10 protein-coding genes are annotated in these 11,219 nt (G+C 60.8%); 7 read left to right on the top strand and 3 right to left on the bottom strand.

Annotation, left to right across the window (positions count from 1 at the left end):
* Positions 1-3: 3 nt before the first annotated feature.
* Positions 4-732 carry an LPS export ABC transporter ATP-binding protein gene (gene lptB, locus AC27GT_RS10440; RefSeq protein WP_015716479.1) on the bottom strand — a complete coding sequence of 243 codons (729 nt, stop codon included), beginning with the start codon at positions 730-732 and terminating at the stop codon, positions 4-6.
* Positions 733-786: 54 nt separating this feature from the next.
* On the opposite strand from lptB, the gene gltX reads away from it, so the two are divergent.
* The 7 genes from gltX to AC27GT_RS10405 all read left to right on the top strand — a co-directional run bounded on the left by gltX (position 787) and on the right by AC27GT_RS10405 (position 8,365).
* Positions 787-2,205 carry a glutamate--tRNA ligase gene (gene gltX, locus AC27GT_RS10435; protein ID WP_487224120.1) on the top strand — a complete coding sequence of 473 codons (1,419 nt, stop codon included), beginning with the start codon at positions 787-789 and terminating at the stop codon, positions 2,203-2,205.
* A gap of 31 nt (positions 2,206-2,236) precedes the next feature.
* Entirely contained in the window at positions 2,237-2,677 is a 441-nt protein-coding gene (locus AC27GT_RS10430) for a hypothetical protein (RefSeq protein WP_038071538.1), read from the top strand.
* A gap of 43 nt (positions 2,678-2,720) precedes the next feature.
* Entirely contained in the window at positions 2,721-3,635 is a 915-nt protein-coding gene (ftsY, locus tag AC27GT_RS10425; RefSeq protein WP_487224119.1) for a signal recognition particle-docking protein FtsY, read from the top strand.
* Between the two features lie 34 nt (positions 3,636-3,669).
* Positions 3,670-4,848 carry a Druantia anti-phage system protein DruA gene (locus tag AC27GT_RS10420; RefSeq protein WP_200855933.1) on the top strand — a complete coding sequence of 393 codons (1,179 nt, stop codon included), beginning with the start codon at positions 3,670-3,672 and terminating at the stop codon, positions 4,846-4,848.
* A gap of 20 nt (positions 4,849-4,868) precedes the next feature.
* Positions 4,869-6,020 carry a DNA double-strand break repair nuclease NurA gene (locus tag AC27GT_RS10415; RefSeq protein WP_041438063.1) on the top strand — a complete coding sequence of 384 codons (1,152 nt, stop codon included), beginning with the start codon at positions 4,869-4,871 and terminating at the stop codon, positions 6,018-6,020.
* A gap of 4 nt (positions 6,021-6,024) precedes the next feature.
* On the top strand, positions 6,025-7,833 hold the full coding sequence (locus AC27GT_RS10410; protein WP_041438060.1) for an ATP-binding protein: 1,809 nt from the start codon (positions 6,025-6,027) through the stop codon (positions 7,831-7,833).
* Between the two features lie 112 nt (positions 7,834-7,945).
* Entirely contained in the window at positions 7,946-8,365 is a 420-nt protein-coding gene (locus AC27GT_RS10405; RefSeq protein WP_015716474.1) for a disulfide bond formation protein B, read from the top strand.
* Here AC27GT_RS10405 and AC27GT_RS10400 read toward each other — a convergent pair.
* Positions 8,353-9,078, bottom strand: coding sequence for a hypothetical protein (locus AC27GT_RS10400; RefSeq protein ID WP_487224118.1), 726 nt, complete (start codon positions 9,076-9,078; stop codon positions 8,353-8,355). The genes AC27GT_RS10405 and AC27GT_RS10400 overlap by 13 nt on opposite strands.
* Positions 9,079-9,082: 4 nt before the next feature.
* Entirely contained in the window at positions 9,083-11,215 is a 2,133-nt protein-coding gene (locus tag AC27GT_RS10395; RefSeq protein WP_487224151.1) for an ATP-dependent helicase, read from the bottom strand.
* Positions 11,216-11,219: the final 4 nt, after the last annotated feature.

The raw sequence follows: 11,219 nt of genomic DNA, 5'->3' as shown, positions 1-11,219 counted from the left end.
GGCTTAAAGCTCGTAGTCCTCTCCCAGGTAGTGCCGCCTTACCCCCTGGTCCCGGGCAAAGGTGTCGGGATCCCCGTGGAAGAGGATCTGGCCGTCATACATCACGTAGACCCGGTCGGTGATGGCCAGGGTCTCCCGCACCGCATGGTCGGTGATGAAAACCCCCACCCCTCGCCTCTCCCGGAGCTCGGCGATGACCTTTTGGATCTCCTTCACGTTCTTGGGGTCCACCCCGGTGAAGGGCTCGTCCAGAAGGATGAAATCGGGGTCGGTGCACAGGGCCCGCGCCATCTCAAGCCGCCTCCTTTCCCCACCGGAAAGGGCGTAGGCCATCTGGTCCTTGAGGTGGTAGATGGCCAGTTCCTCCAAAAGGGCCTTGGCCTTCTCCAGGCGCTCCGCCCGGGAAAGGGGCTGGAACTCCAAGACGGCCAGGAGGTTTTCCAGCACCGTCATCCGGCGGAAGGCGGAAGGCTCCTGGGGCAGGTAACCCAAACCCAGCCGGGCCCGGCGGTACATGGGAAGCTGGCTTATTTCCCGTCCCTTAAGGAAGATCCGCCCTCCCGTGGGACGGATAAAGCCCACCATCATGTAGAAGGTGGTGGTCTTCCCCGCCCCGTTGGGGCCGAAGAGGGCCACGATCTCCCCGCGCTTGAGGCTCAGGTCCACCCCCCGCACCACCTCCCTGGGGCCGTAGCGCTTGCGCAACCCTTCTGCCAGAAGCTCCCCGTCCATTACCCTCAAGCCTAAGCCCCAACCTTTAGTCCCGGGTGAGATAATGGGCGAGGTATGGTGGTGACCCGCATCGCCCCAAGCCCCACGGGGGACCCCCACGTGGGGACGGCGTATATCGCCCTTTTCAACTACGTCTGGGCCAGGAAGAACGGGGGGCGCTTCCTGGTGCGCATCGAGGACACCGACCGCACCCGCTATGTGCCGGGGGCGGAGGAGCGCATCCTGGCCGCCTTGAAGTGGCTCGGCATCTCCTACGACGAGGGGCCGGATATTGGCGGGCCCCACGCCCCCTACCGGCAGTCGGAACGGCTACCCCTCTACCAAAAGCACGCCGAGGAACTCCTCAGGCGGGGGTGGGCCTACCGGGCCTTCGAGACCCCGGAGGAGCTGGAAAGAATCCGCAAGGAAAAGGGGGGCTACGACGGCCGCGCCCGCAACATCCCCCCCGAGGAAGCCGAGGAAAGGGCAAAAAGGGGCGAGCCCCACGTGATCCGCCTAAAGGTGCCGAGGCCCGGCACCACCGAGGTGAGGGACGAGCTCAGGGGGGTGGTGGTCTACGACAACCAGGAGATCCCCGATGTGGTCCTCCTCAAGTCCGATGGGTACCCCACCTACCACCTGGCCAACGTGGTGGACGACCACCTCATGGGGGTAACGGATGTGATACGGGCCGAGGAATGGCTGGTTTCCACCCCCATCCACGTTCTCCTCTACCGGGCCTTCGGCTGGGAGGTGCCCAAGTTCTACCACATGCCCCTCCTTAGAAACCCCGACAAGACCAAGATCAGCAAGCGGAAGAGCCACACCTCCTTGGAGTGGTACCGGGCCGAGGGGTTCTTGCCCGAGGCCCTGCGCAACTACCTGGCCCTCATGGGCTTTTCCATGCCCGACGGGCGGGAGATCTTCACCCTCGAGGAGCTCATCGAGGCCTTCACCTGGGAGCGGGTGTCCCTGGGAGGCCCGGTCTTCGACCTGGAGAAGCTCCGCTGGCTCAATGGCAAGTACATCCGCGAGGTCCTCCCCCTGGAGGAGGTGGCGGAGCGGGCGAAGCCCTTTTTGCAGGCGGCCGGGCTTTCCTGGCCCAGCGAGGCCTACCTGAAGCGGGCGGTGGAGCTCATGCGCCCCCGGTTTGACACCCTCAAGGAGCTTCCGGAAAAGGCCCCCTACCTGTTCAGCGAGGACTATCCTTACACGGAAAAGGCCCTGGAGAAGATGAGGGAAGGCCTTCCCGTGCTTCGCGAGGTGGAACCCCTCCTCCGGGCCCAGGAGGACTGGAGCGAGGCTGCCCTGGACGCCCTCCTCCGGGGCTTCGCCCAGGAGCGGGGCCTTAAACTCGGCCAGGTGGCCCAGCCCTTAAGGGCCGCCCTCACGGGAAGCCTGGAAACCCCGGGGCTTTTCGAGATCATGGCCCTTCTCGGCAAGGAGCGGGTCCTCGCCCGGCTGGCCCGGGCTCTGGCGGGAGGAGCTTCGTGAAACACCCCACAAGCCAGGGTATACTGGAGCCATGAGGCGGGTTCTCCTTGCTCTCCTTCTCGTTTTGGGAATGGCCAGCGCCCAGAGCGCCATTCAGATGCGGTTTGGCTATGGGGAAAGCCTTGGGCTCACCTTCGGGGCGGGGCTGGAAAACCGCCTGCGGCAGAACCTCTCGGGCCGGCTTTCCGCCATGCTGGCCCCGGCAGCCCCGGGTGTGGCCCTGGAGGGAGCCCTCCTCTTCAAACCCGACCTGGGCCAGTACGACCCCAGCCTGAAGGGCCTCCTCCCCTACTTCGGCGGGGGGCTCAGCGCCGTGGTGGGGCCAAGCCTCACCGCCGGGGTGAGCTTCACCGGGGGACTGGAGGGCCTTCTGGACCCCTACACGGGGCTTTTTGCCGAGGCCACCTACGTCTACGGCTTCGCCAACTTCCCCAAGGTCTGGCACTTTACCCTGGGGGTAAGTTTCCGCTAAAGGCCCCAAGGCGGGGCGCGGGGGCTTGCAAAATAGGGGAACGATGGGCTTCTTTGACCGATTGAAAGCCGGCCTCGCCAAGACGCGGGAAACCCTCCTCAAGGCCATCCCCTGGGGCGGAAGCTCGGAGGAGGTCCTGGAGGAGCTGGAAATGGCCCTCCTTGCCGCCGACGTGGGCCTCGAGGCCACCGAGGAACTCCTGGCCGAGGTAAGGGCCTCGGGGCGGAAGGACCTGAAGGAGGCCGTTAAGGAGAAGCTCGTCCAGATGCTGGAGCCGGACGAGCGCCGGGCCACCTTGAGGAAGCTCGGCTTCCGCCCGCAAAACCCCAAGCCCATAGAACCCCAGGGCCACGTGGTCCTGGTGGTGGGGGTGAACGGGGTGGGCAAGACCACCACCATCGCCAAGCTGGGCCGCTACTACCGGAACCTGGGCAAGAAGGTGATGTTCTGCGCCGGGGATACCTTCCGCGCCGCCGGGGGAGCCCAGCTTTCCGAGTGGGGGAAACGCCTGGACATCCCCGTGATCCAGGGGCCGGAAGGAGCCGACCCCGCCGCTTTGGCCTTTGATGCGGCAAGCGCCCGGAAAGCCAGGGGCTACGACCTCCTCCTGGTGGACACCGCAGGCCGCCTCCACACCAAGCACAACCTGATGGAGGAGCTGAAGAAGGTGAAGCGGGCCATCGCCAAGGCCGATCCCGAGGAGCCCAAGGAGGTCTGGCTGGTGCTGGATGCCGTCACCGGGCAAAACGGCCTGGAGCAGGCCAAGCGCTTCCACGAGGCGGTGGGGCTCACCGGGGTCATCGTCACCAAGCTGGACGGCACCGCCAAGGGCGGGGTCCTCATCCCCATCGTGCGCACCCTTAAGGTGCCCATCCGGTTCATCGGGGTAGGGGAAGGCCCCGACGACCTCCAACCCTTCGACGCCGAGGCCTTTGTGGAGGCGTTATTGGAGGGGTAAACCTCTCTGCCAGGGTGATAGCATTAACCTAACCATGCTACGAACCGTTGTTGAAGACGTCAATAACAGCGAGATTCAAGACGTAGAAAAGTTAAGAAGTTCTGTCCTCGAACACATGCAGTTACTGAAGTTGGTTTTGGAAGAAAGAGCCAACCCGGATTACGCTTCGAGGGAAAAGGACTTTTTGCGAACAGTTCACCGTTTCGCAGTAGAAAAGGAACTTAGTAAGCAACGCAAATGGCTTGAGGGGGTTCTGCCAAAGTATCTTTCCTCCTTCGCAAGCGGCGACGAAGTCGATCCCGCACGAGTAGATCCCGTGCTCCTTGAAGTGAAAACAGAAGAAGATCGAATCCTCTTCCGCATAGCTAAACTACTCTGGTCAATTCCCGTTTCCAAGGGATTTGGCCGCCGGATGCAATTTTTGGTAAAGGACCGCGCAAACGGCAAACTGATAGGCATCCTCTCGTTCCAATCCCCTCCCCTCACCTTCCCAGCAAGAGACCGTCTATTTTCCTACCCCCCAGGACGCAAGGTTGAACTGGTAAATCAAACGATGGATGTCCATATTCTGGGCGCAGTGCCTCCTTATAGCTTCCTATTGGGGGGAAAACTAGTTGCCCTGGCTGCCGCCTCAAACGAGGTTCGAATGGCCTATACGCGCAAATACACTGGTCGCTTAACACAGATGGATGGGAAACTCTTGCCCCCCCATTTAGTGGCCTTAACCACCACAAGCGCATTTGGGCGCAGCAGCCTATATAATCGCTTGCGCTACCGCAAACTGCTGATTGCTGAGCCCATCGGTTATACCGAGGGTTACGGCACCTTTCACCTAGAGCTTTTTTACCCCATTTTTCGCAGCATCTTGGAAGGACAGGGTATATCCACAAGGGGTGGCTTTGGGACTGGACCGCGGAGGAAATGGCAAACAATGGTCCGTGCCCTTGAAAGATTAGGCTTGCCAAAGGATTTCCTCCGTCATGGCGTTAAAAGAGAAGTGTATTTGTTCCGACTTATTGACAACCTAGACGCATATATGGAAGGCCGCGATTTGGAACCGGTGTACCGGGACCTACCATTTTCTGAACTTGCCAAATGGTGGCGGGAGCGTTGGCTAATACCAAGGGCAAAGCGCACTGATTCTTGGAAATGTTGGACTAACACTAAAATAGCCGATACTCTCTTGCAAGCTTTCACAACCCAAAATTTGTGATATAATGTTATAAGAGCGCTATGGGAGAAACACCCAACTCCCCCTTTGGAGAGTTGCCCGTTGCCTTAGTTAATGACGTCCTCAAACGCACAGAGGATCTAAGCCAGAAGCTGCTTGCCAACTTTCAAGAAGCGCACACTCGCCGCCCGGCATGGCGGGAAAACCTGGAACAGGCCGGTTTGCTCAGCCGGGACGCCACGCTTCCATACCCGCCCATCCCGACGAGTTGTGGTGTAGATGGTTCTTACGCTGTGGAGCGACTGTTAGCCAACGATTTGGTCGCCGCAGCAGCTGTCGCAGTGGAGGGCTTAACGCCCCCCACAGAAACGCGCCATTGGCCAGAACCTCGGCACGATGTTTGGGTCGAAACCGAACCCCACGAAGCTGAAACCGGCACCATTTTACGCGCTTTGATGATCGGTATGGAGTTAATTCTGGCCTCGCAAGCGCCCCACGAGGTTGTCTTGTTGGACGGTTCTCTTACCACCCCTCTGATTTACTTTAACCAGGCGCTGAACAAGAGCTCCGCTGTTCCGCAATTGAAAACCACGACCTATTTTCTTGAGAAAATACTCGATTATTTACAAGCGTACCTAACAATACTGGCTGCTACTCGAAACGATCGCTGTTGGCTGGCAATTCCTAAGTACACAACGAGGCGTGAAATCGGCCAACAGATGGGATGGCCTGAAATGTACGATGACCGTGCTCTCCTGACCTTTCTGTTGGAGCCGGGTGAATACACCCGGCCCATGGCCTTGCAGCAGCCAGCTGAACCCTGGCACTTGAATCTGGAACCATTGAAGGCTGCTGGGAAGGAAAAAGCTGATCGAATGGTCAAGCAAATCATTTCGCTATTAGGCGAAATTCGGGTTGTTTATTACCGGCCCTTTTCGTGGCTTCCAGCCCTTCGGATAGAAATGAGCCGGGCAGTAGCCGAAAACCCAGCACGCTTAGCCACGGCCCTGCATGGCATTCGCCATCAGTGCGGCGCGCCCGCAGTAATGGAGCCCTATCCGCTCTATATGGCGGATCGAATGGTTAAGCACTTATCTAGGGCTATTCCTACCTTTCGACAGGTAACCAGTCAGCAGATTGCCGAGACCTACCATGGAAACATAGACGAGATTTTTCTAGGCCTCCATGGCTATCGCACAGAATCGGGAGCGTAAGCCTATGTCGACGAAGCTCGATCAATTAATAGACAAAACCGAGCGGATAGGTGTAATCGGATCTCCATCCTCCACCAGCGAAATAGCGCTGGATATTTTGGCCAGTGCTGTCAACAAAAAACTTGTGGGCGAGCTTGCTCTGTTCCGGTATAACCAGGATGGCCTTTCCCATTATGCACTGGGACAGATCACCGAGGTGCAATTACGCAACGTCTGGCATGAAGACCCCACAATGCGGAGCCTGATCCGTCAGCGCGGGCGGGTGGATGCCGTCAGCGAGCGCCAGGATACCCATCTGGGAGAGATGACCATCAGCGCCGTCTTCTCCGCCAGTTCTAATGGCTATCGCCCTAGCATCCTAGGCACTGTCCCAGCCACAGGTACGCCCATTCATCTTGTCGATGACGTCGTCCTGTCCGAGCTCCTCTCTCCCTACCGTGATCAGTTGTTCTACTTGGGGCGTGTCTATGGCTCAACGCCCCTTCTGCCCCTTTGGTTCAAGCATTTCGACACTGGCCCTCAGGGCGCCGGTGAGGCTTATCACCTGGGCATCTTCGGCAAAACGGGTTCCGGGAAATCTGTTCTGGCCAAGATGATCCTGCTGGCCTATGCCCGTTACCCTAACATGGCTATCTTAGTTATCGATCCTCAGGGGGAGTTTGCCAAGGGGGCCAGGGGAGAAGTGGTACCCGGCGAATTTCACTTGCCGATAAAGCATGTTGTCAATAAGTTAGGCAAACCTATCCAAACGTATGGTGTAAAGGATTTGGTATTAGACCGCTGGGGCTTGTTTGAACAGGTACTGTTGGAATCCGGATTCTTCCAGAGAGTTGGTGTTAAAGCAACTGACAATCAGCGTCAGGCTGCAGGGGTTATAAGCGAACAACTGCAGAAAGACGGTGTGCGTCTCGTTGATTTGCATAAAAAAGAAAACTTCAAGAAGGTCTGGAGGTATTTGCAGGAAGAGCGTATTCAGGTGCAATTCTATGGCTCGAGAGAGGCCAGGGAGCGGGTGCGTCAGCAGCTAGAGGCTACCAGTGAAAACGACCTATATCGAACAGTCTGGCTCCCCGTTACGCAATTGTTCCGCGAGGATCGACCAGGAGCCCAAAAGGTGGAGCAGCTGCTTACCCGCCTGTTCATCCCTGAACAAGGTCAACGGCCTCTTGTTGTAATCGATTTGTCGATAGAACAAGCAGCTGAAATCCCGGACCGTTTGGATAGGCCCCCTCTGTTTAGCGGAGAGCAATCCCAACCCCAAAGTATCCCCTTGTTCTGGAATGATACGATTCAAGCACTGGTGATCAAGCGATTGCTTGAAGGCATTCGCACAGCAGCAGAATATTCCTACAAACAGAACCGCAGCCTCAACACGCTCGTGCTAATTGATGAAGCACACCGTCTTGCGCCTCGCGAGGAGCCTGAGAGCGAGGAGAAGAAGGCGATTCGGAGCATTCTGATTGATGCGGCGCGAACTACGCGCAAATATGGGGTTGGTTGGCTGTTCATTAGCCAAACCTTATCCAGCCTGCATCGGGAGATATTGGAGCAGTTGCGCATTTTCTTCTTTGGCTTTGGTCTAGGAATGGGCGCTGAGTTCAAGGCGTTAAGCGAGCTGGTAGGCGGTCGCAGTAAAGCGCTTGACCTCTACCAATTGTTCCGCGATCCTCACTCATCTTTTGACATTGCGAGCAGGGAGTATTCCTTCATGACTATCGGCCCAGTTTCTCCTTTGTCCTTCGCGGGAACACCTTTATTCTTCAACGCCTTTAGCACACCAGAAGAGTTCCTTCAAGTCAACAAGCTAGGTTGACATATGCCAACCAGGCACATTGCCATCCTCTCGTCACACAGTCCAAAGTTCAAAACTGGCTACAGTGGCTTAGCCGAATCCCAAACCCCGCCGTAGGGGGTATGCTCTCCCCATGAACCGCGCTCCGCTTGCACCCCTCGTTCTCGCCTTCGCCTGGGTGGTGGCCCTGGTGGCCACCTTAGGAAGCCTCTACTACTCCGAGGTGCGGCTTTTTTTGCCCTGCGAACTCTGCTGGTACCAAAGGATCTTCATGTACCCGCAGGCGGTCCTCTTGGGCCTGGCCCTTTGGCGACAGGACCTTTCCATCTGGCCCTACGCCCTCACCCTTTCCCTCATCGGAGGAAGCATCAGCACCCTGCACCTTTTGGAGCAGCGCTTCCCCGACCTCTTCACCCTGGCCTGCAAGCCCCCGGTGCCCTGCTCCGTGGAGTACATCCCCCAGTTCCCCATCCCCTTGCAGGCCCTGATCGCCTTCCTCCTCATCGCCCTCAGCATGGGGCTTTTGGCCCGAGAGGCCCGTCAAAGGGGGTAGCCGAGGCCCTCGAGGACCGCCCGCACCCGGAAGATCAGGAGGTCCTCCGGGGGGTAGACCACCTGCACCCTTTCCCAGACTCCCTTCTCCACCGGGGCCAGGGCCACCAGGGCGTGGAAGGGGTGGAGTACGTCCAGGCTAAACCGTCCCCCCGCATAGAGGAGGAGGTCCACCTTCAAGGAAAGGGCCCGGGCCTCCTCCGGCCTTAGGGCCACGTGCCCCCGGGCCCGCTCCGGCAGGCGGGCCAAAAAGCTATCCCCTTCGGCGAAGCTTGAGGCCACCACGGAAACCTGGGCCAGGGGCCTGAGGAAAGGGGCCAGGGAGGGCCTCAAAGGCCCAAGCCATAGCCCCCTGGCCCCGGGAAAGTGGGCGGAGAGAAACCGCTCCAGGGCCACCCCTTCCGTGTACTGCCCCATCAGCCCCCCCACCCGGGGGACCACCAGGTCCAAAAGCCCTGCCTCCAGGGCCTCCGCCTCCAGGGAAAGGCTTGAGGCCAGGTCCTTGGGAGGCGGCAGGGCCTCCGCCAGCACCGCCCCGGCCAGGCCCAAAGGGGCCAGGCAGGGGAAGAGGGCAAAGGGATCCTGGGCCTCCACGGGATAGGGGAAAAGGGGAAGCCTGGCCGTGGCCACCTCGGCCACCAGGCGGTCAAACAGGGGAGAAGGCACCCGGTGGAGAAAGGCCAGGGGGCGGACTTTCTGATACTCCGGGCGCATGGCCTCACCCCACAGGCCTCAGGTCGGCGTACTTGAGGGAAAGCCGCTTCAAGCCCACCCCCTCGAAGTGCACCGTCACCTCGTCCCCCATGGCCGCCACCACCGTGCCCTGGCCGAAACGGGGGTGGATCACCTTCTCCCCACCCCGATAGGCCCCGGGCTTGGGCTTGGAGGCCCGGGCTTCACCGGGGGCAGGGGAGGGGGAAACCTTGGCCGAGGCCCGGTAGGGGTCGTACTCCGCGTAAAGCCCTCCCTCCACCTCCTCCAGGAAACGGCTTGGCCGGGTAGCCTCCGTGCGCCCGTAGACCTCCCGCTCCTCGGCGTAGGAAAGGTAAAGCCTTTCCTGGGCCCGGGTCACCCCCACGTAGAAGAGGCGGCGCTCCTCCTCGAGGCCCTCCAGGGTGCTCAGGGAGGAGCGGTGGGGCAAAAGCCCTTCCTCCACCCCCACCACGAAGACCACGGGAAACTCCAGCCCCTTGGCGTTGTGCAGGGTCATGAGGGCCACCTTGCCCGCGGGCTCCCCCGGCTCCTCCGCCCGGGCGGTGAGGGCCACCTTGTCCAGAAACTCCATAAGACCCTCCGCCTCCTTGGCCGCCCGGAGAAGTTCCTCCACGTTCTCCAGGCGGTCCTCGTAATCCTCAGGGTAAGCCTCCCGCAGGTAAGCGGGGTAGTCCGTGGCCTCGAGGAGGTGGCGGAAAAATCCCTCCGCCGGTCCAAAGGCCAGTTCCTGGAGCTCCTCCATCAGGGCCAGGAAGTGGCGCAAGGGAGCAGGGCGGGGCAGAACCTCTGCCGCCACCCTGAGGGCCTCGAAGAGGGGAAGCCCCTTCTCCCTGGCGAGGGCCTCCACCTTCTCCACCGTAGCGGGGCCGATGCCCCGGGGAGGGGTGTTCAGCACCCGCTTCAGGCTCACCCCATCCAGGGGGTTCAGGCTCAGGCGGGCGTAGGCCAGAAGGTCCTTCACCTCCGCCCGTTCAAAGAACCCCACCCCCCCCACCACCCGGGCTGGAACCCCCCGGGAGGCCAGGGCCTGCTCCAGGAGGCGGCTTTGGGCGTTGGTGCGGTAGAGGACCGCCACCCGGTCGAAGGGAGGCCCCAGCCGCAGGATCTCTTCGGCCACGAAGCGGGCCTCGTCCCGGGCATCCCGGGCCCGGTAGAGGCGCACAGGCTCCCCCCCGGGCTTCACGGGCCTCAAGGTCTTCTCCAGGCGCAGGGCATTGTTTACGATGAGGGCGTTGGCGAAACGCAGGATGGCCTCGGTGGAGCGGTAGTTCTCCTCGAGGCGGTACACTTTGGCCCCGGGGAAGTCCCGGGTGAACTCCAGGATGTTCTTGATGTCGGCGGCGCGGAAGGAGTAGATGCCCTGGTCCGGGTCCCCCACGGCCATGAGGTTGGCCTCCTCCCCCGCCAGGAGCCGGGTGAAGCGGTACTGCACGGGATTGGTGTCCTGGTACTCGTCCACGTGGATGAAGCGGGCCCGCCTCCTGACCCGCTTCAAGACCTCCTGGTCCTCCTTAAGAAGGCGCAGGGCATAAAGGAGGATGTCCCCAAAGTCCAAGGCTCCCTGGGCCCTAAGGGCTTCCTCGTAGCGCTTCAGCACGTCCAGAAGCCTCCCCCGGCTGAGCCCGGCGTAGTAGTCGGGAAGCTCCGAAAGCAGGGACTCGGGGGCCTCCCCCCGGTTCTTGGCGCGGTCCAGAAGGGCCTTGAGGGGCCCGGGCCTGGCGGCAAGGCCGAGCTCCTTCAACACCTCCTTGATGAGGGCAGTCTGGTCGTCCTCGTCGTAGACCACGAACCCCGGCTTCAACCCCACCCTTTCCCCATAGACCCTCAGGATCCGCAAGGCGGCGGAGTGGAAAGTGGAAACCCAAAGCTCCCCCGCACCCTTCACCATGCGCTTAAGGCGCTCCCGCATCTCGAGGGCGGCCTTGTTGGTGAAGGTGACCGCCAGGATCTCCGAGGGGAAGACACCCCTCTTGGCGATGAGGTAGGCCACCCGGTGGACCACGGTGCGGGTCTTGCCGCTTCCCGCCCCCGCCACCACCAGGGCCGGTCCCTCAAAGTGCAAGACCGCCTGGCGCTGGGCTTCGTTCAGGGAGCGAAGGAGCTCGTCTCCAGGATGGCTGCTTTGGGGCCCCTGCATCCCC

The organism is Thermus sp. KWY1 (genome assembly GCF_057547025.1).
Note: the sequence above shows the minus strand (reverse complement) of the source record. Positions and strands in the feature narration are given on the sequence as shown.

Bases quoted from the DNA above. Each gene is read 5' to 3' on its own strand.
- lptB (WP_015716479.1), bottom strand. From the start codon at position 732: ATGGACGGGGAGCTTCTGGCAGAAGGGTTGCGCAAGCGCTACGGCCCC.
- gltX (WP_487224120.1), top strand. From the start codon at position 787: ATGGTGGTGACCCGCATCGCCCCAAGCCCCACGGGGGACCCCCACGTG.
- AC27GT_RS10430 (WP_038071538.1), top strand. From the start codon at position 2,237: ATGAGGCGGGTTCTCCTTGCTCTCCTTCTCGTTTTGGGAATGGCCAGC.
- ftsY (WP_487224119.1), top strand. From the start codon at position 2,721: ATGGGCTTCTTTGACCGATTGAAAGCCGGCCTCGCCAAGACGCGGGAA.
- AC27GT_RS10420 (WP_200855933.1), top strand. From the start codon at position 3,670: ATGCTACGAACCGTTGTTGAAGACGTCAATAACAGCGAGATTCAAGAC.
- AC27GT_RS10415 (WP_041438063.1), top strand. From the start codon at position 4,869: ATGGGAGAAACACCCAACTCCCCCTTTGGAGAGTTGCCCGTTGCCTTA.
- AC27GT_RS10410 (WP_041438060.1), top strand. From the start codon at position 6,025: ATGTCGACGAAGCTCGATCAATTAATAGACAAAACCGAGCGGATAGGT.
- AC27GT_RS10405 (WP_015716474.1), top strand. From the start codon at position 7,946: ATGAACCGCGCTCCGCTTGCACCCCTCGTTCTCGCCTTCGCCTGGGTG.
- AC27GT_RS10400 (WP_487224118.1), bottom strand. From the start codon at position 9,078: ATGCGCCCGGAGTATCAGAAAGTCCGCCCCCTGGCCTTTCTCCACCGG.
- AC27GT_RS10395 (WP_487224151.1), bottom strand. From the start codon at position 11,215: ATGCAGGGGCCCCAAAGCAGCCATCCTGGAGACGAGCTCCTTCGCTCC.